Source organism: Geobacter pickeringii (assembly GCF_000817955.1).
Taxonomy (GTDB): Bacteria; Desulfobacterota; Desulfuromonadia; order Geobacterales; family Geobacteraceae; genus Geobacter; species Geobacter pickeringii.
The window spans coordinates 2,371,145-2,390,198 of record NZ_CP009788.1 but is presented as its reverse complement, the minus strand read 5'-3'; the positions used below and the strand labels follow the sequence as shown (position 1 = coordinate 2,390,198).

General features: G+C 62.2%; 17 protein-coding genes and 1 tRNA gene. 11 read left to right on the top strand and 7 right to left on the bottom strand.

The features are described from left to right. Window positions 1–66: 66 nt before the first annotated feature. Window positions 67–810 (top strand): pseudouridine synthase, encoded by a 744-nt coding sequence (locus GPICK_RS10770; protein ID WP_039743073.1) that lies wholly within the window; start codon window positions 67–69, stop codon window positions 808–810. Window positions 811–938: 128 nt separating this feature from the next. Here the strand turns inward: GPICK_RS10770 and GPICK_RS10765 are convergent. Together GPICK_RS10765 and GPICK_RS10760 are read right to left on the bottom strand one after the other, a co-directional pair. After that, window positions 939–1,025, bottom strand: a tRNA-Leu gene (locus GPICK_RS10765). A 32-nt stretch (window positions 1,026–1,057) separates the two neighbouring features. Then, window positions 1,058–1,495, bottom strand: a complete 438-nt coding sequence (locus GPICK_RS10760) for a response regulator (protein ID WP_052263407.1) — start codon at window positions 1,493–1,495, stop codon at window positions 1,058–1,060. A gap of 219 nt (window positions 1,496–1,714) precedes the next feature. Between GPICK_RS10760 and GPICK_RS10755 the strand changes: the two genes are divergently transcribed. The 7 genes from GPICK_RS10755 (at window position 1,715) to lgt (ending at window position 8,481) form a co-directional block, all read left to right on the top strand. After that, window positions 1,715–2,143 carry a helix-turn-helix domain-containing protein gene (locus tag GPICK_RS10755; protein WP_039743071.1) on the top strand — a complete coding sequence of 143 codons (429 nt, stop codon included), beginning with the start codon at window positions 1,715–1,717 and terminating at the stop codon, window positions 2,141–2,143. 3 nt (window positions 2,144–2,146) lie between these two features. After that, on the top strand, window positions 2,147–2,911 hold the full coding sequence (locus GPICK_RS10750) for a TlyA family RNA methyltransferase (protein WP_039743067.1): 765 nt from the start codon (window positions 2,147–2,149) through the stop codon (window positions 2,909–2,911). 109 nt (window positions 2,912–3,020) lie between these two features. Next, the gene (locus GPICK_RS10745) at window positions 3,021–4,037 is read left to right on the top strand and encodes a metallophosphoesterase family protein (RefSeq protein ID WP_236685537.1); all 1,017 of its coding nucleotides are present in this window, start codon (window positions 3,021–3,023) and stop codon (window positions 4,035–4,037) included. After that, on the top strand, window positions 4,037–6,211 hold the full coding sequence (locus GPICK_RS10740) for an ATP-binding protein (RefSeq protein ID WP_039743064.1): 2,175 nt from the start codon (window positions 4,037–4,039) through the stop codon (window positions 6,209–6,211). The genes GPICK_RS10745 and GPICK_RS10740 overlap by 1 nt, the downstream gene beginning before the upstream one ends. Then, window positions 6,189–6,533, top strand: a complete 345-nt coding sequence (locus tag GPICK_RS10735; protein WP_039743062.1) for a histidine triad nucleotide-binding protein — start codon at window positions 6,189–6,191, stop codon at window positions 6,531–6,533. Before GPICK_RS10740 ends, GPICK_RS10735 begins: the two co-directional genes overlap by 23 nt. A gap of 41 nt (window positions 6,534–6,574) precedes the next feature. Then, window positions 6,575–7,099, top strand: coding sequence for a DUF4124 domain-containing protein (locus GPICK_RS10730; RefSeq protein WP_039743059.1), 525 nt, complete (start codon window positions 6,575–6,577; stop codon window positions 7,097–7,099). Window positions 7,100–7,701: 602 nt separating this feature from the next. Then, window positions 7,702–8,481, top strand: coding sequence for a prolipoprotein diacylglyceryl transferase (gene lgt / locus GPICK_RS10725; RefSeq protein ID WP_039743056.1), 780 nt, complete (start codon window positions 7,702–7,704; stop codon window positions 8,479–8,481). Window positions 8,482–8,491: 10 nt separating this feature from the next. Here lgt and GPICK_RS10720 read toward each other — a convergent pair whose 3' ends face one another. The 5 genes from GPICK_RS10720 to GPICK_RS10700 all read right to left on the bottom strand — a co-directional run bounded on the left by GPICK_RS10720 (window position 8,492) and on the right by GPICK_RS10700 (window position 14,465). Then, a complete protein-coding gene (locus GPICK_RS10720) occupies window positions 8,492–8,923 on the bottom strand; it encodes an ATP-binding protein (RefSeq protein WP_039743053.1) in 432 nt (143 codons plus the stop codon). A 15-nt stretch (window positions 8,924–8,938) separates the two neighbouring features. Continuing rightward, a complete protein-coding gene (locus GPICK_RS10715; protein WP_039743050.1) occupies window positions 8,939–9,274 on the bottom strand; it encodes an STAS domain-containing protein in 336 nt (111 codons plus the stop codon). Window positions 9,275–9,343: 69 nt separating this feature from the next. Beyond that, complete coding sequence (locus GPICK_RS10710; RefSeq protein WP_039743047.1) at window positions 9,344–12,640, bottom strand: sodium:solute symporter family transporter; 3,297 nt, start codon at window positions 12,638–12,640, stop codon at window positions 9,344–9,346. Next, window positions 12,637–12,894, bottom strand: coding sequence for a hypothetical protein (locus tag GPICK_RS10705; protein WP_144400085.1), 258 nt, complete (start codon window positions 12,892–12,894; stop codon window positions 12,637–12,639). Before GPICK_RS10705 ends, GPICK_RS10710 begins: the two co-directional genes overlap by 4 nt. Further along, the gene (locus GPICK_RS10700) at window positions 12,885–14,465 is read right to left on the bottom strand and encodes a bifunctional aminoglycoside phosphotransferase/ATP-binding protein (protein WP_039743045.1); all 1,581 of its coding nucleotides are present in this window, start codon (window positions 14,463–14,465) and stop codon (window positions 12,885–12,887) included. Before GPICK_RS10700 ends, GPICK_RS10705 begins: the two co-directional genes overlap by 10 nt. A 275-nt stretch (window positions 14,466–14,740) precedes the next feature. Here GPICK_RS10700 and GPICK_RS10695 point away from each other — a divergent pair, with 275 nt between their 5' ends. From GPICK_RS10695 to GPICK_RS10685, 3 genes are read left to right on the top strand one after another with little or no spacing between them, the layout of a single operon-like run. Next, window positions 14,741–16,462 (top strand): tetratricopeptide repeat protein, encoded by a 1,722-nt coding sequence (locus GPICK_RS10695; protein WP_039743042.1) that lies wholly within the window; start codon window positions 14,741–14,743, stop codon window positions 16,460–16,462. Next, window positions 16,459–18,075: a peptide-binding protein gene (locus GPICK_RS10690; protein ID WP_039743040.1), complete on the top strand. Its 1,617-nt coding sequence runs from the start codon at window positions 16,459–16,461 to the stop codon at window positions 18,073–18,075. Before GPICK_RS10695 ends, GPICK_RS10690 begins: the two co-directional genes overlap by 4 nt. Next, a complete protein-coding gene (locus GPICK_RS10685; protein ID WP_039743037.1) occupies window positions 18,072–19,052 on the top strand; it encodes an ABC transporter permease in 981 nt (326 codons plus the stop codon). Before GPICK_RS10690 ends, GPICK_RS10685 begins: the two co-directional genes overlap by 4 nt. Window positions 19,053–19,054: the final 2 nt, after the last annotated feature.

Sequence of the window (19,054 nt, the reverse complement as noted above, 5' to 3'; positions counted from 1 at the left end):
GGTTTTGGGTGAAGGGTTTTCCCCGTTCGCCTTCAGCCTTTAGCCTTCAGTCTTTTTGGAGATCACATGGAAGAACGGATTCAGAAGATACTTTCCCAGGCCGGGGTTGCCTCCCGCCGCGAAGCCGAACGGATGATAACCGCCGGGCGGGTGACGGTTAACGGAGTGCCGGTCACCGAGCTCGGCGCCAAGGCGGATCCTGCCCGCGACCGGATAACCGTCGACGGCAAGCCGGTTACCGTGGAGGAAAAGCGGGTCTACCTTCTCCTCAACAAGCCGGTGGGGTATGTCACCACGCTGAAGGACCCCGACGGGCGCCCCATCGTCACCGATCTCCTGAAGGGGGTCGGGGTGCGGGTTTTCCCGGTGGGGCGCCTCGACTACAACACTGAGGGGTTGCTGCTTCTCACCAATGACGGGGCCTGGGCCAACCGTCTCGCCCACCCGCGCCACGAGGTTGACAAGGAATATCTCGTGCGGGTGAGGGGAACGGTCGACCGGGAACAGCTCCGCCGGCTCGAACGGGGAGTCGAGCTTGACGACGGAAAGACCGCTCCTGCCCGGGCTGCCGTATTCAAGGAGAGCGACAATAACACATGGGTCTCCATAACCATCCATGAAGGGCGTTACCGCCAGGTCCGGCGGATGTGCGAAGCGGTCAGCCTGTCGGTCGTGCGCCTGCGGCGGGTCCGGTATGGTTCGCTCTCCCTGGGAGAACTGAAGATTGGAGAGTTTCGCTATCTGACGCCGGCTGAAGTGAAGGCGTTGGACGGCGTCGCCCCGCGACGCACCGGCCCGTCATCGCGGTGACTGTTCATTGGATCATATGGAGCGGGGGGGGGGCGAACATTTCGAGGAGAGCACTCTGAAATGTAGCAACATGTGGGAATCAAAAACGAAAGGGGTTAGCAACCGTAGCTGCTAACCCCTTGTTTTTATGGTGCCGAAGACTGGACTCGAACCAGCACACGGTTGCCCGCACAAGAACCTGAATCTTGCGTGTCTACCAATTCCACCACTTCGGCGTGGAGAAATAATCTTCTAGCACTGTTGTGGATCAATTGCAAGTATTTTTTCCGGTGAGGTGCTGGTCCGTGATGGCATGGAGAAGCCGGACCAGTCTGTCATAGTCGAACGGTTTGCCGAATACCTCCTGGATGCCGACGGAAGCCGCCTGTCGATGGATGCCCGGATAGAGCTGACCGGTCCCCATGATGATGGCCAGTTCCGGCTGGAGGTGGCGTGCCCGGCGGGCCAGTTCGAAACCGTCCATCACCGGCATATTCAGGTCGGTGAGCATGATGGCGTAGCGGTGCTGGCCGAGCAGTGCCAGCGCATCTCTGCCGCTTTCGGCGCAACTGACGGAAAACCCCTCGTTTTCAAGTGCCAGTCTGATGAAGAAGAGGACGTCCGGGTCGTCGTCAACCGCGAGAATGCTTCCTTTGTCCATTCCGGCTGCGGCGGTGCGAAAGAGTCGATCGTCCTGCTGGTCCATGGAGGGGCTCCTGCGTAACATGGCTGAGTATCTGACGTCATCGTCTGCATGAATCAAATATGCCTGCAGGTCATTTTTGTCAATTAAAAAATGACAATGCGTCGTGCGGTGAATCGAATTGACAGGGAGGGCGGAATGAGGGTATACCAGTTGGCAATCAGTGCGCAGATGCGAGCTCAGAAGGAATCAGGGACAATTTGAAATCGGCCGAGGGTCACGTTGCTGCATGAGATCGGACACACACTGAAGCGGTTGAGGTCGGAGCGCGGGTTCACCCAGAAGGAGCTGGCGACCCGGGTGAGCGGCGGACTCGATTATACCTATATCGGGAAGATCGAGCGGGGCGAACAGCTCCCGTCACTTAAGATTCTCATTGCGCTTGGCGAGGCCCTTGGCGTTCCGGTGGGCTCCTTTTTGGGCGAAGGTGCGGCCCCACTCTCCCGAAGCCATGTCGCGTTGGCCGGTGGCAAGGAGCGGGAGCTTGCCAAGGAATTGCGTCAGCTTCATCCCGACGATCTGCCGGTGCTGCTTGATATCGTCCGGGCGTTGAACCGTCACCGGAAGCATGCGCGGAAAGATAGGTACGCCCCGGCGGCCGATCTGCTTCCGCTGGCAGCCGAAGACGGTCCTTCCTACGGCAAACCGTAATTTATGACAACTCGTCACACGCCAACGTCAGGGGGCAGGGAGCGCCTCGACAAGCTTCTCGTGGATCGTGGGCTGGTTCAGTCCCGCGAGCGCGCCCGTGCGCTCATCATGGCCGGCCAGGTGGTGGTGAACGACCATCTGGCCGACAAGGCGGGAGTGCAGGTGTCCGTCGATGCCGAGATCCGGCTCAAGGGAGAGGATATCCCCTATGTCAGCCGCGGGGGGCTCAAGCTTGCCCGGGCCCTGGACGAGTTTTCCATCGACGTGGCAGACCGTGTCGCCATCGATGTAGGGGCTTCCACCGGCGGATTCACCGACTGTTTGCTCCAGCGGGGCGCCCGCCGGGTCTTCGCCGTTGATGTCGGCTATGGCCAGCTGGCCTGGAAGCTTCGCCAGGATCCCCGCGTGGTGAATCTGGAGAAGACCAACATCCGCTACCTGGAGCCGGACGCGCTGCCAGAGCCGCCCGATCTGGCGGTCATCGACGCCTCCTTCATCTCCCTCGACAAGGTCCTCCCTCCGACGCTCCGGCTTGTGCGGAGCGGCGGCATCATCGTCGCTCTCATCAAGCCCCAGTTCGAGGTGGGCAAGGGGGAGGTCGGCAAGGGGGGTGTGGTCCGCGACGAAGGGAAACACGAGGAAGTGGTGGCAAACGTCGTCACGCTGGCCGAATCCCTGGGGCTTGCGGTGCGCGGTGTAACCGAGTCTCCGCTCCTCGGGCCGAAGGGGAACCGGGAGTTTCTCATCTACCTGTCCAAATCATTATGACCATCCGCATACTTCATACCGCCGACCTGCACCTGGGGGCACCACTCAAGAATTTCGGGGGATTGCCCGGGAGCGCCGGGGCGATTTCCTCAAGACCTTCGACCGGATCGTGAATCTTGCCATCAAGCGTGAAGTCGATTGCCTGGTGGTTGCGGGGGATCTCTTCGATGCCGCCGATGTGGACGCCGAGACCGTCGGGCGGGTGCAGGACGGCTTCGCCCGGCTTGAAGGGCGGGGGATCCGCGTGGTGCTCATCCCCGGCACCCACGACAACGTGGTGGCGCCGGAGAGCGTCTATAATCGCCACGCATTCCCCGGTGCCAGTATCCTCAAGGAGCCGGCGGTGACTGAACCGCTGCGCATCGAGGTCCGGGGGACGCCGGTCTGGTTCTACGGGTTTGCCTACCGATCCGACCGTTCCCCCGAGGCGCTGGCGTCCATGAAACGGCGCGACGGGGGAGGGATCCATGTGGGGCTTCTCCACGGCTCGCTCAAGGGGAGTCCGGAATGGGACCTGCGCAAGAAGGATATCCCCTTCACCACCGCGGAGCTTGCATCGCTCGGGCTCGACTACATTGCGCTGGGTCATTACCACAACACCGCCTGTCTTGAGGAGGGGGGGCGCATCGTGGCCTGTTATCCCGGCTCACCGGAAGGGAAGAAGTTCGGCGAGAACGGACCGCGGCACGCCCTGGTCGTCGAGTTGGGGAGTGCCGCGGTCAGTGTTGAGAAGGTGCCGGTCCAGACGCGAACCGTTGATGAACTGACGGTGGATGCCTCCCTCTTCCCCGAGGCGGGGGCGCTGGAGGGGGAACTTGCGCGGCTCGCCTCGCCCGACCTTATCGCCCGGGTGCGTCTCGGCGGCACGGTGGAAGAGCCGATAGATGTGGCAAACCTCGGGGGCCGGCTCCAGGGGAAGTTCGCCTGGCTTGATCTTGTGGACGATACCGACCTCTATCACAGCGACCATGTGAAACGGCTGGAGCGAGAGGATTCCATCCGGGGGCTGTTCATCCGCAAGGTCCACGCCCGTTTTGCCCGGGCCGAATCCGATACCGACCGGGAACTTTGTCAGGAGGCCCTGAAGCTCGTCATGGGACGCTTCGGCCGGGGAGGGGGAATCTGATGCTCTGGATCACCTCCGTGCAGCTCCCGGCATTCGGCCGTTTCCGGGGGGCCGACTTCTCCTTCCGCCCCGGGATGAACCTTGTCTCCGGCAAGAACGAAGCGGGGAAGTCGACGCTGCTCGATGCGGTTTCTGGCACGATCTTCGGTTTCCGGCGCGACAAGGACCGGTTCATTCCCTGGGACGGAGGAGGGCGGTGCGAGGCCCGGGTCAGTTTTGCCTATGACGGCCGCGAGATGACCATCATGCGGGACTTCCTCACCGACAAGGTCCAGGCTGTGGAGCGGCGGGGCGAGACGGTGACCTGGCGGTTCGAAGGGAAGGTTTCGCCCGCGGGACGGAGCAGCGAGCGGGAGGAATACCTGGGAAAGATCGAAGAGATCTGGGGGTTCGCCGAGGCCGATATCTTCCGCAATTCCGTCTCCGTGGGGCAGCGGGACCTCAAGATCGAAGGGGGGGGCGGACTCACGACGAGGATCAAGCAGCTCCTTTCGGGTTACGCCGAGATGGACTACGATGCAGTGGTCGAGAGTCTCGAGAAGGAGTTGTATGAACTGACCAGGCGTCCCGGCGGCCGTTCTAAGGACCGCGAGCTGGAAGAGGTTCGCGCCCGCATGGCGGAGCTGGCCGAGGCGTGGCGGGAGGCGAACCGGACCGCGGAGGGGCTTGCCAGGACCGACGCGGAACTGGGGGAGTTGCGCCGTTTCATCGATTCTGCCCGGGCCGATCTGGAAAAAGGGGAGAAATATCTCCAGCGGGTAAAAAAGTATCATGCCGCCGCGGCGCAGGAAGTGGCACTGCGCAAGGAGTTCGACCGCGTTCAGGAGGAACGGGAGAAAGTGGCGGCCCTCATGGCCCAACAGGAGAAGGTCGATGCTCGCCTGGCCCCCTTTGCCGCGCTTGCCGAGCTTCCTGACGGCTTCGACCGGACCATCGAGGTCTACTGCGCGGCGTGCGAACGGCTCGTCCAGCTGGAGCATGAGCGTGCGGCGTTCGCTGCAGAGGGGGCTGCGGCCGCTCGGGCGGTGCCGGCGGCAACCGTGCTCGTCCCCCTTGTCTGCTGGCTTGCGGCGGCTGGTTCGTGGTTGGTGGCGCCGCGGTTTTCCGTCGGCGTGATTGCCGTGGCGGTGGTCGTCTCCGCCATCGTGGCTCTGCGGGCAGTCCGGGCGAGACAGGCGCTGAGCAGCGAGTCCGCCCGCCGCCAGGGGCGTTTCGATGCCCTCGACGGCGAGATTGCCCGCCTTCGGCGGGAGGTTTCCCTGCATGAAGCGGAACTCGGGAACCACTTGGGGGCGACCGATGCCGCCGGCGCCCGGGGACTCATCGTCGATCTGGAACGCGTTGCAGAGCTGAAGGGAGAGCGGGACCGCGTGGCAAGTGCCCTGAGGGTCCTGGCCCCGCTGGACGATCTGGTGACTCAGGGAAGTGAACTCGCCCGGGAGCTCGCCGTGGTCCGGGAGGCGATGGAGAGCGTTGTCGGGGCGGGATTCCGGGTCATGTCCCACGAGGAGTACGTCGAAGCCGAGGAGAAGATGCGGCGGCTCGAGGGGGAGATGCGGGAGAAGGAGCGGGCTGCCCTTCTCAAGGAGCAGGAGCTGGCGGGGCTCCGCAAGGGGGGGCTCGACCTGGAGGCGATCGCCGAAGAAGGGGAAGAGCTCAAGTCCCGCGAAGAACGGCTCGTCAGACGGGTCGGCGCCCTGCGGTTGGCGGCGGAACTGCTCCGGGAAACCCTCGACGACTACCGCGCCACCTATCTGGCGCGGCTCTCCACGGAGATCAACGGCAAGCTCTTCAATCTGACCGCCGGCCGGTACCGGGAAGCGCAGCTCGATGACGGCTTCAACCTCGCCATCGGAGCCGATGGCGCGCTCCATCCGGTGGAGTCCTACAGTTGTGGTGCCCAGGATCAGGCGTATCTCGCCTCCCGGCTGGCCCTCGGAGGGATCCTGTCGCGGGGAAGAAAATTACCTTTTCTTCTCGACGACCCTCTGGTAAATTTTGACGATGAACGCAAAACGGCGGCACTTACGGCACTTAACCTCGTCGCCGCCGACCACCAGGTGATCCTCTTCGTCCATGACGAACGCTACGGAAAGCTCAAAGGGTCCGACCTCTGGAACCGGATACGAATCGACGCGAAAGGAAGCTCGGATGGACAGCTGCATCTTCTGTAAAATCATCGATGGCTCGATCCCCGCGAAGAAGGTCTATGAGGACGACGACCTCGTCGCCGTCGAGGATATCAATCCCGTGGCGCCGCACCACCTTCTCCTCATCCCGAGAAAGCACATCGTGAACGCCCTCGACCTGACCCCGGAGGATGACGCCCTGGTGGGGCGCGTTTTCCGCGCGGCTGCGGCCATTGCCCGGGAACGCGGGGTTGACGAACGGGGCTTCCGCATCGTGCAGAACAGTAATGCCGATGCCGGCCAGTCGGTGTTCCACATTCACTTTCACTTGCTGGCGGGACGCCATCTCGGCTGGCCGCCGGGGTGAGGATCGTTCGCCCATTGCCACACACCGATCGGAGGAATGTCATGGCCCGATACCTATTCACCGCACTGCTTCTTCTGTGTGCCGTACCGGCGTTTGCCGACATTTATAAATGGGTCGACGACCGGGGAACCGTCAACTTTGCCGAGGATCTGGGAAAAGTCCCGCGGAAGTACCGGAAAAAGGTGGTCGTGATCCCCGAAGGGGCACCATCAGCTCCGGAGGTGACGGAGACGGTCGTCGATCAGGGAAAGAAAGCTGCCGCCGAAACGGCAGGTGAGAAGTCCCGCCCGGCCAAGCAGGAGAAGAAAGCGGTCTATGGCGGCAGGGATGAGGATTCGTGGAAGGCGGAATTCACCAAGCTAAGGGGAGACATCAAGTCGTACGAGAGCGAAATTGCCGAGCGCAAGGCGAAGATCGCCAACCCCGAGAAGATGAGCCGCGGCGAATACCTCAGCCTGCAGAGCCAGGTGAAGCGGCTCGAGGATAAGCTGGCGGAACTTCAGGGCAAGCTGAGTGCCCTTACCGAAAGCGCCCGGAAAGCGGGGGTTCCGCCGGAACTCCGCTGATAGACGGAACTGGTTTTGAAAATGAAAAGCCCGGAGAGATCCTCCGGGCTTTTCTCGTTTAATTGACGTTGCAGCGGGATGCTTCCTCGTTTCCGTCGGTGGATGCCATCGACGGGTCTTGCCGAACGCTCTCTGTCGACCGTGCGGAATCGCTTCGTCTCCGGCATCCCCTTTTTTGGGGCGGTTGTTACGCGCCTGACGGAGGAGATGTACGCGGCTGTGCGCCATTCCCTGAACGTCAACTAAAAGGGGTTTTGCTCCGGTGAATCCGTATAACCGCTGGACCCTCTGACCTTTTGAAAACTTTTTTTCGAGAAGGCGCTTCAGGCTTACCTCGGGGGAGGTCATGCTCACTGCGTCTGAACTCGTAGGGGGTGTCATGGGTTAACCGTCAGGTCCCTCAACCGGTTAGTACCTGATTCCCAGAGCAATTCTCAAAGAGCGGTTTCCATTTGTCTGAAGTGTAACGCCCGATGAGAGGCTGTCAAGGGTGTCTGGTTAGATTTTGTTTATCTCGGTTTGTCTTGCGCGCACCGGCCGACAGATTGACACTCCAGGGTTTTGTTGCTACGGTAGACCGATTTTTTCCCGTGAGGAGCGTTATGCCGTTTCCCCAGATAGACCCTGTTTTCTTCCGCCTCGGCCCCCTGGAGTTCCGCTGGTACGGCCTCATGTATATCATGGGGTTCATCGCCTCCTACTTCATCCTTCAGCGGGGGGCGCGGCGCAGGGGGCTCCCCTTCACCAAGGATGATGTGGCCGACATCATCTTCAGCCTGGCTCTTGGAGTGATCCTGGGGGGGCGTCTCGGCTACATCGTCTTTTACAATGCGGCCTACTACCTTGCCCACCCGCTGAAGGTTCTGGCGGTATGGGAAGGGGGGATGTCGTTCCACGGGGGGCTAATCGGGGTGGTGCTGGCGGGGATCTGTGCGGCGCGGAAAAAGCGGATCGGGTTTTTCGCCCTTGCCGATCTCTGCGTGCCGGCGGTGCCGGTTGGGCTCGGCCTTGGCCGGATCGGCAACTTCATCAACGGAGAACTCTACGGCCGGGTGACCGATGTGCCGTGGGGGATCGTTTTCCCCGGCGGAGGAGGGGCGCCGCGTCATCCGTCACAGTTGTACGAGGCGGTTCTCGAAGGGCCGGTGCTCTTTGCGATCCTGGCGGTGGCGGGGCGGAAGGAGCGGCCCACCGGCGCCGTCTTCTGGACCTTCGTTGCGACATATGGCCTGTTCCGGTTTTTCGTCGAGTTTTTCCGGGAGCCCGATGCGCAGTTGGGACTGCTGCTTGGCCCCTTTTCCATGGGGCAGTTCTTGAGCTTTCCGATGTTTCTCCTCGGCGTGACGATGGTGTTCGTGGTCAGCCGCCGGGGGAAACGGTAGGGCAGGGGCGTCAACAGCGAAGGCTCTTGGTCATCTCCAGTACGTTCCCGCCATTTATCCGGTCGTATTTCACCGTGTCCATCAGTGACTTGATGATGTAGATCCCCCGCCCCCGGTCCTCCAGGGCATCGAAATCCGGTGGGGGGATGGTGTTGATGTCGAACCCCTGGCCGGCGTCATAGACCTTGATGATAAGCACATCCTGGTCGGAGATGGTGATGTAGACGTGGACCATCTTGTCCGGATCGTTGGCGTTGGCGTGCTTTATGGCGTTGACCATCGCCTCGGTCAGGACGAGATTCAGATGATAGGCAAGGGTCTCGCGGTCGCCGTCGAACCGGTCGAGTTCCTTGGCGATATCCTCGCCGATCCTCCCGATCAGACTCAGGTAGCGAGTCTGATTCGGCACCTTGATGTCAACCTCGATAGAGTTCCTGTCCATTTCTTCCTCGCACACCTAGAAGTTGTCCAGCGCTTCCGCTGTTGAACCGAAGATCTCGAATACCCGATGGAGTCGTGTCAGTTCGAACATCGATTTCACCTGGGGTTGAAGGCTGGCGAGCTTCAGGCTTCCCTGGTGGGAAATGGCGTTCTTGAAGCCGGAAACCAGGGCGCCGAGCCCCGAGCTATCGATAAACCGCACGTCCGTCAGGTCCACCAGGAGATTCTTCCTCCCCCCCTCGAAGAGTTCCTGCATCTTCGCCTTCAGGTCGTTGGAATTGTGGGCGTCGAGCCGCTCCTCCTTGACAAAGATAATCAGGATCTCGTTCTTCTCTTCAATCTTCATATTCATGATCTGCTCCTTGGCGCGTACCGGCCTTCCGCTGGGGAAGGAGCGGTCGGATTCGTGCTGCCTGCATCGTTATCTTACACCATTTGCGGTCCCTTCGCTCATACTTTCATTAACAGTGCGTAAGGGGAGGATCTTGAAGGCGACCATGGAAACGTCGTCGTTCAGCGAGGCGCCCCCGCAAAATGCTTCGACTTCCCGCTGCACCGTATCGACGATCTCGTCCACCGGCCGCTGCCGGTTGACCGCAAGGATGTCGCAGAGTCGGCCGGTGCCGAAAAAATCACCCTCCCGGTTTTGCGCCTCGGTGATCCCGTCCGTATAGAGGAGGACGATGTCTCCCTCCAGGAGCGTGACGGTCCGGTGCTCGAAGTCGACTTCCCGCTTCACGCCGAGGATCAGCCCTTCGGCGTCGAGTTCGGTGCAGGCGGGCGTCCCGTTGCGGTGGATGAGTGGCGGGTTGTGCCCCGCATTGGCATAGCTGAGTGTGCGGTTTTCCACGTTGAAGCGGACGTAAAACATGGTGATGAAGAGCTCTGCCGCGGTCAGGTCATCGTGGAGCAGTTCGTTGAGGGTGGCGAGGATCGCGTCGACGTTCTTGTCGGAGCTGGCCTGGGCCCGGAGCACGCTGCGGGTCTCGGCCATGATGAGGGCTGCTCCCACGCTGTGGCCCGAAACGTCGGCGATCACCATGTCGATCCCGTGCTCTCCGTGGAGGAAGAAGTCGTAGTAGTCGCCGCCGACGTGGGTTGCCGGCTTGCAGCGCCCGGCGATGGCGATCCCCGGCAGCGTCGGGGGGGAAGAGGGGAGGAGCGAAAGCTGGATCTGCTTGGCAATCTCCATCTCGTTCACGACCCGCGCATGCTCCAGCAGCGCCCGTTCCTTCTGGGCCCGTTCCTGCTCCTTTGCCTCCATCTCCTTGACGATCTTCACCGCCTGGGCCAGCTGGCCGGCGAGGCTCTCCAGGAGGTTGAGGAACGGCTCGTTGAAGAGTCCCACGATCCCCTTGGAGAAGACCGACATGATCCCGAGGGGCTGCTCTCCTTTCCGGGCGATGGGGATGTGGGCGAACGACTTGATCCCCTCCCGCTGCATCAGCTCCCGGGAGACCGGCTTGGTGATGTACTGGGTATCGTTCACGAACTGGACGCGGTTGGCCAGGAACGCATCGCCGATGTACGTTTCGCTTTCCGGCTCCCAGTCCCTTCCGGTGATTCCGGCAATCCCCTTGCCGCTGAAGCTCCTGACCCGCAGCATTCCGTTTTCGTCGATCAGCCGGATCACCGCCAGGTCCAGCTTGAACTCCTTCAGGACGAGGTTGAGGAGGTCGTCCATGATGATCTGGAGATCGAGAGTCCGGTTCATGATCTCCGAGGCCCGCAGCCGCACGTAGAGGGCCTCGCGGCTTTCGGCGAGGGAGGCCTGCACCGTGCTGAAGATGTCATAGACCGGTTCCATGCGCGAGCCGAGGTCCGAGAGGTAGCTCTCGACGATGGCCCCGGCCGCCGCAGCACCGACGGAGCCCGCCAGGGTCTTTTCGGTGAAGCGCTTGAGCTTTGGCAGTTCGAACTCGGAAACCCCGCCGTGCTCGTTGATCTCCCGGTTTCCCAGATATTCGGCAATGGCGGTGTGGGCCTGGGGTTCTCCGATAAACTTCGCCATGAGATTCACAAACTGCATGATGGTGACCGGCTTCGACATCCGCTTGGTTTCCCACGGGACGCCGTTGGCCTTTGCCTTGAAGACGTCGACGAACTTCTTCATCTGATCCCGCTCCCGATCGCTCTGGCCGAGCAGGATGGAGCAGCCCAGATAGGCGCCGACGTTGAAAAGCAGGCTCCAGAAGACCGCGTGGGTCCAGATGTCGAAGCCGACGAGGCCGAAGAGCGCCGTCGGCTTCAGGAGCGCAATGCCGAAAGGGCCGTCGTCCAGGATCGCCTTCGGCAGCCATCCCGACATGATGAATGAGGGGAGGAGCAGGGTGTATGCCCAGAAGAGAAACCCGAGGACGATGCCGGCAAGGGCCCCCGCCTTGTTCCCCCGCCGCCAGTAGAGGCCTCCGATGAGTGCCGGGCCGAACTGGGCGGCGGCGGCGAAGGAGATGAGCCCCATATTGACGAGCATGAACGTTTCGCCCACCACCGTCTGGTAGAGGAAGCCGAGCAGGACCACGACGAAAATGGAAAGCCGCTTCAGGTTGATCAGAAGCTTCGGGAACCAGGGGCGGGGGTTGAGGCTCACGATGATCGGCATCAGGAGATGGTTGAGGATCATGGTGGAGATCGCCACCGATTCCACCATCACCATGCCGGCTGCGGCGGAAAAACCGCCGAGAAAGGCGAGGAGCGTGAGCCACGAGTGCCCGTTCTTCAGGGGGAGGGTAAGGACGAAGAAGTCGGCCCCCAGGATTCCCCCGGTCTGGAGGATCCCCCCCAGGGCCACGGGAAGCACGAAGAGATTGATGAGGAACATGTAGGCCGGAAGGAGCCACATGGCCTTCTTGATATGTTCTTCGTTGGAGTTCTCGATCACCATGACGTGAAACTGGCGGGGGAGCAGGATGATGGCCCCCATGGCGAGGTAGAGGGTGGAGAACCACCGTGCGTAGGAGGTCTCTCCCTGCTCGCCGAGGGTGGTCAGGTGGTCGAGAAGCATCCCCTGGGAGGAAATGCGTGCGAAGATGTCGCCGAAGCCGTCGAAGAGCCCGTAGGTTACGTAGATGCCGACGGCGAGAAATGCGATGAGTTTGACGACGGATTCCACCGCCACGGCGGCCACCAGCCCCTCGTGGCGCTCGGAGGAGACGAGGCGGCGGGCGCCGAAAATGACCCCGAATACCCCCAGGATCAGGGCGGCGAAGAAATTGGTGTGGAGCGAGAGGGGGAAGTTGCTGTGCAGCAGGGGAAGCTGCATGTACGGATAGCCGCAGAGGATATCGAAGGTGGTGGAGACCGCCTTCAGCTGCAGCGCGATGTACGGCATGATGCCGAGAAGGGCGATGATCGTGATGATGGCCCCGAGCCATTGCGACTTGCCGTAGCGGGAGCTGATGAAGTCGGCGATGGAGGTGATGTTGTTCTCTTTGGCGATCCGGACGATTTTCCGCAGCAGAAACCACCATGAAAAGGCGACCAGGGTCGGGCCGAGATAGATGAGGAGGAAATCGAGGCCGGTGGTGGCCGCTTTGCCGACGCTGCCGTAGAAGGTCCAGGAGGTGTGATAGACGGCGATGGAAAGGGTGTAGACAAGGGGGTTAGCAATGACGCTTCTGCCGGCCTCGCGCTTCTTGTCGGCGTAGTAGGCCACCATGAAGAGAAGGGCGATGTAGAGGAGCGATACCCCGGCCACCAGTTCGATGCTGAGGATCACCGGTGCCCTCCTTCGTCGTGCCGGTCGTCGGGGAGGTCGAGGGCCTTGGTGAAGAGATAGATCACGAAGATCGAGATGGCCCATCCCCCCATGAAGTAGAGGTAGAGCATCGGGATGCCGGCGAGCATGTCAGGCCGGTTGAAGATCTGGACAAACGGATAGTTGAGCATGACCACGCCGAGGATGAAGAAGATCACCCACGATTCCCGCAGCCGCAGACGCTTGAACAGACCGTTCGTGAATTTCAGCCACACGGCAGTATCCCCAGTGCTTCAAGGAAGGAGTCGGCAATCTCCGCGACGGATCGGGACGTGTCGATGGTCACCACTGTTCCTTCATCGGCGGAGGGAGGATCGAAGTCCCGCATCTGGCGCTGATATATCTCCCATCTGCCGTCGGACGGTTCCGCAGGATCTTTCCCGCGGTCGGCGAGCCGGCGGCGGACCAACTCCCCCCCGCAGGTGGCATGGATGATGGAGAAACGGGCACCGTGGCGGGCGGCCAGCGTGCGAAACGGCAGCCGGTCGGGGGCGTGGCGGAACGTCGCGTCCACGATGACCCCCCTGCCGGCGGCGAGCCGCGCCTCCGCCCGCCTCAGGAGTTCGGCATAGGTGCGGGTGGTAACGGCCGCAGCATAGATCCCCTCGCCATATCCTTCGGCGCGGCGGGCATGGGGGGGGAGACCGGCCAACTCCTTTCTTACCACATCGGAGCTGATGATTTCCAGCCCCAGCTCAAGGGCGATCTCCCGGGCCGCGAAGCTCTTGCCGCTGCCGGAGGGGCCGCAGGTGATGATGAGGGTCGGCGGGAGGTTGCGGCGGCAGATATACCCCCGGGCGAGGCGGAAATAGCGGGCGGCCCGCTCCCGCGCGGTATTGCGTTCCGGTTCCGGAATCTGGTGGTCTGCGAAACGCAGGCTCTCGACCTTGCCGCGCACGTAGGCGCGGTAAACCTTGTAGAAATCCACGATCCGGCTGATCTCCCCGTCGCCGGTCGCCCGAATGTACTCGTCGAGAAAGAGTGCCGACAGATCGGGCCGGCCGTTGGCGTCGAAATCCATGAGGAGAAAGGCGATGTCGGCGGCGGTGTCCCCGTAGCGGAAGCGGGCGTTGAATTCGATGCAGTCGAAGATGCAGATGCTCCCGTCTTCGCCGAGGGAGATGTTTTCCAGGTGGAGATCACCGTCTCCGTCGCGGATGAACCCTCCGGCAACCCGTTCGGCGAAGAGGGGGGAGTTTTCCTTCAGGAACCGTTCGACCCACTGCTCGATGGCCAGGAAATCCCTCCCGCCGAGGGTCGTGCCGCAGAATATGCGGGTCTGGTTGAAGTTTTCCTCCCAGTTGCCCCTGATGGTGTCGATGCTGCCGAACGGGGCGATTTCGTCGTTTCGCTCGGCCTGGAGATGAAAGGCGGCAACGGTCCGGGCGAGGGCACGAACCTCGTTCCCGCCGACCCCCCCCGCAGCCAGGAGCCGGTCGAGCATCCGTTCTGCCGGGAGCCGCTTCATCTTAACTGCGTAATCGACGATCCGTCCTTCGCCGAAGAAGGCGGCGCCGTCGGACGCCGTCTCCCGCACCTCCACCACCCCCAGGTAGAGGGAGGGGCAGAGGCGGCGGTTGAGCCGCACCTCTTCGTCGCAGTAAAAGCGGCGGCGGTCGAGGGTGGAAAAGTTGAGAAAGCCGAAATCGACCGGTTTCTTGACCTTGTAGGCGTAGTCGTCGGTGAGAAAGATGTAGGAAACGTGAGTCTGGACGAGTTCCACGGCGCTGGTGGACTCGGGATAGGCGGCTGGTTTCAGGAGTGAGCGTAGGAATCGCTGTTCCATGACATGTCCACGGTGCTGAAAGTCATGTCAAACAGTACCACAAACGCCGTTTCCCGCAAGGGTTGCGGCGGAGATAATTGTTTGACGGCATTTATGAGTTGTGCTAGCTTTCTTACATAGTTGAGGCACGTTTGCCCCCGTGGCAACCCACTCCGACGGAACGTCGACCCGTTTGATCCTCATCGCACATTCAACGTCTCACCCGACCCGGCAGGGAACGGAACGCCCACTATAAAGCATTCCGTTCCCTGCCGGCGTCCCAGACAGGAATACCAATGAAAACACGCATGGTCGCCGCGCTCCTCCTGACCCTGACGGTCCTCCCGGGCTGCACCGCCAATGGTGCCGGCAGACAGAACCTTGCTACCGAGCCGTCCTTCCGGCCGACGGTCGCCATAGCCGAATCCCGGGCGCTCTACATCTACTCACTCTCGCGGCTCCGGATCATTGAAGGAGACATGGAAGGGGCCCTCACGCTCCTGAACGGTGCCATCGAGGCCGACCCCAACTCCGCATTCCTCCACGTAGCGGCAGCAGAGATCTATCTGAAGACGAACCGTCTCGACGACGCGCTGAAGGCGTGCGAGAACGCCATCCGCCTCGACCCGAACCAGCGCCAGGCGCAGCTCATGTCCGGCATGATCCTGGCGAGCCTCAAACGCGACAAGGAGGCGATCCCTCACCTGAAAAAGGCGGTGGAGCTCGATCCCGCCAAGGAGGATGCCTACCTCCATCTCGGCGTTTCCTACGTGAAGACTTTCGACTACGAAGAGGCGGTCAGCATCCTCAAGTCCCTGGTGAAGGTCAATCCCGACTCGTATCTGGGATACTACTACCTCGGCAAGACCTACGACCAGATGAAGCTCCCCCGCGAGGCCATCGGCTACTACCGCAAGGCTGTGGATCTCAAGCCCGATTTCGAGCAGGCGCTCATCGATCGCGGGATCGCCCAGGAAGGGCTCGGCCTTTTCGACGATGCCGTTGCCACCTACAAGGAGCTGCTGGAGGTCAACCCTGCCAACGTCACGGTGGTTCATCACCTCGTGCAGCTCTTTCTTCAGCAGCAGCGGTTCGCCGAGGCGCTTCCCTATCTGCAGAACCTGAAGGCAAAGGGGGTCGGGGGGCTCGAGACCCTCCGCAAGATCGGCCTCATCCATCTGGAGCTCGAACAGTACGACGACGCCATCACCGAGTTCCAGGAGATCCTTGCCAAGGAACCGGCGGCACACCAGGTGCGGTTCTATCTGGGGAGCGCCTACGAGGACAAGGAAGAGTTCGACCGGGCGATCGAGGAGTTCTCCAAGATTCCGCCGGGGACCCTGAACTACTTCGAGGCGGTGGGCCACATCGCCTTCCTGTACAAGGACAAGGGGATGCCCGACAAGGGGGTGGCAGTTCTGCGCGATGCCATCGCCGCCAATCCGAAGCAACTCGACCTCCATCTCTACCTGGCAGGGCTGTACGAATCGACCGGGAAGTTCGCCGAGGGGCTCGCCCTTCTCAAGGGGGGCGAAGAGCAGTTCGGCGCCGATCCGCGCCTCTATTTCCGCCTCGGGACCATCTACGACAAGATGGGGGACAAGGAGCAGTCGATCGCCGCCATGAAGAGGGTGATCGTCCTCTCCCCCGATGACGCCCAGGCCCTCAATTACCTTGGCTACACCTACGCCGAGCTCGGGACCAATCTCGACGAGGCGCTCCAGTATCTCAAGAAGGCGGTGCAGCTCCGCCCCAGCGACGGGTTCATCCTCGACAGCCTCGGATGGGTCTACTTCAAGATGAAGCGCTTCGACGAGGCGGTTCCGCTGCTGGAGCGGGCGCTGAAGCTGGCCGACGGCGACGTCACCGTCATGGAGCACCTCGCCGATGCCCATGCGGCCCGCCACGAGTACCGCAAGGCGCTGGAGCTCTACAAGAAGATCCTGGCCGCCGAACCGGAGCGCAAGGATATCCTCGAAAAGAAACGAAAGGTCAAGGCGGAGAGCCTGGAAAGATGACCTGGCGGCGGTTTCTCTGCCTCGTTTCGCTCGCGTTTCTCGTCTCCTGCAGCGGCAGCGCCCCCTCCGCTCCCCCCCGCCGTGCGGCGGGGCCCCCGGCCTACGGCGACGCGCTGGTGGTCGGCTCCATCGGCGAACCATCCACCCTGATACCGATCCTCGCCTCCGACTCCCCCTCCCATGAAATCGCGGGGTACGTCTACAACGGCCTCGTCAAGTACGACAAGGACCTGAAGTTGACGGGAGACCTGGCCGAATCGTGGGAGGTCTCTCCCGACGGCCTCACCATAACCTTCCATCTCCGCAGGGGGGTGAAGTGGCATGACGGCGTCGAATTTACCTCCCGCGACGTGCTCTACACCTACCGCGTCACCATCGACCCCAAGACCCCCACCGCCTATGCGGAGGATTTCAAGCAGGTGACGAGGGCCGAGGCCCCTGATCCCTATACGTTCCGGGTCTCCTACGACAAGCCCTTCGCGCCAGCCCTTGCCTCGTGGGGGATGAGCATCCTGCCGGCCCATCTGCTGGAGGGAAAGGACATCACCAGGAGCGAGCTTGCCCGGCACCCCGTCGGCACCGGACCGTACCGCTTCAAGGAGTGGGTGGCGGGGCAGAAGATCGTGCTGGAGTCGAACCACGACTACTTCGAGGGACGGCCGTACCTCGACCGGTACATCTACCGGATCATCCCCGACAACTCCACCATGTACCTGGAGCTCAAGGCGGGCGGAATCGACATGATGGGGCTCTCGCCGGTCCAGTTTGCCCGGCAGACCGCCAACCCGGAATTCCAGGCCCGTTTTGCCAAGTACCGTTACCCCTCGTCCTCCTATGTCTATGTCGGCTACAATCTGAACAACCCCCTCTTTGCCGACCGGCGGGTGCGCCAGGCGATCACCTGCGCCATCAGCAAGGACGAGATCGTCCACGGGGTACTGCTCGGGCTGGGGCAGGCCGCCCACGGCCCCTATAAGCCGGGAACCTGGGCCTGCAACCCGGACGTGAAGGATTTCGGCTACGATCCGAAGCGGGCGCGGGCGCTCCTGGCCGAGGCGGGATGGCGGGAGGCGGGGCGCGACGGCATCCTGGTGAAGGACGGCAGGCCGTTCAGCTTCACCATCCTCACCAACCAGGGAAACGACCAGCGCCTCAAGACCGCCCAGATCATCCAGCGCCGCCTCCGCACGGTGGGGATCGAGGTGAAGATCCGGGTGCTGGAGTGGGCATCGCTGCTCACCAACTTCATCGACAAGCGCAACTTCGACGCCCTGATCATGGGATGGACCATCGGCCAGGACCCGGATCTCTTCGATGTCTGGCACTCCAGCAAGACCGGGCCGAAGGAGCTCAACTTCGTCGGCTACAAGAATCCCGAGGTCGACCGCCTCATCGAGGAGGGGCGGCGGACCTTCGACCAGGAGAAACGACGGCGCTGCTACTGGCGGATCCAGGAGATCCTGGCCGAGGATCAGCCCTACACCTTCCTCTACGTCCCCGACGCCCTGCCGGCGGTGAGTGCCCGCTTCCGGGGAATCGAGCCGGCTCCGGCCGGGATCATGCACGACTTCATCCACTGGTACGTGCCGAAGGAGGAGCAGCTCCACCCATGACTGCCTATCTCCTGAAGCGCCTCTTCGCCATGGTTCCGCTCATGCTCGGGATCACCGTCATCACCTTCATGGTGATCCGTCTCGCCCCCGGCGAGCCGGTGGAGGCGATGACCGCCCTGAGCCCCAAGATCACCGCCGAGACCCGCCAGCGGCTCCGGGAGTTCTACGGCCTCGACAAGCCGCTCCCCGTGCAGTACGTGACCTGGCTGAAAAAGGTGGCCACCCTCGATTTCGGCCGCTCCTTCGCCCCGGACCACCGGCCGGTTACCGACAAGATCCGGGAGCGGATACCGGTCACGCTCTCGCTCAACATCATAGCCCTGATCCTCGAATTCGGCCTGGCCATCCCCATCGGGGTCTTTGCCGCCACCCACCGCGACACCCTCTACGACAAGGGGATCACGGTCTTCGTCTTTCTCGGCTTCGCGGTGCCGACCTTCTGGCTGGCGCTCCTTCTCATGTACTTCTTCGGGGTGAAGCTCGGCTGGCTCCCGATCTCGGGGCTCCACTCCCTCGGCAGCGAGGGGCTCTCACCGCTCCGCTGGTTCGGCGACATGGCGAAGCATCTGATCCTCCCGATTTCGGTTGCCACCTTCGGGAGCCTGGCGGGGCTCTCCCGCTACATGCGCTCCACCATGCTGGAGGTGATCCGGCAGGACTACATCACCACCGCCCGGGCCAAGGGGCTCGCGGAGCGGACGGTGATCTACCGCCATGCGCTGCGCAACGCCCTCCTGCCGGTGATTACCCTTCTCGGCTTTTCGCTCCCGGGGCTCATCGGCGGGAGCGTCATCTTCGAGACGATCTTCGCCATCCCCGGCATGGGGCAGCTCTTCTACCAGGGGGTCATGGCCCGGGACTATCCGCTCGTCATGGGGATCCTCGTCATCGGCGCCTTCCTGACCCTGATTGGGAACCTTCTGGCCGACATCTGCTACGCCATGGCCGATCCCCGGATCAGGCAGGGGAGGGGATAGTA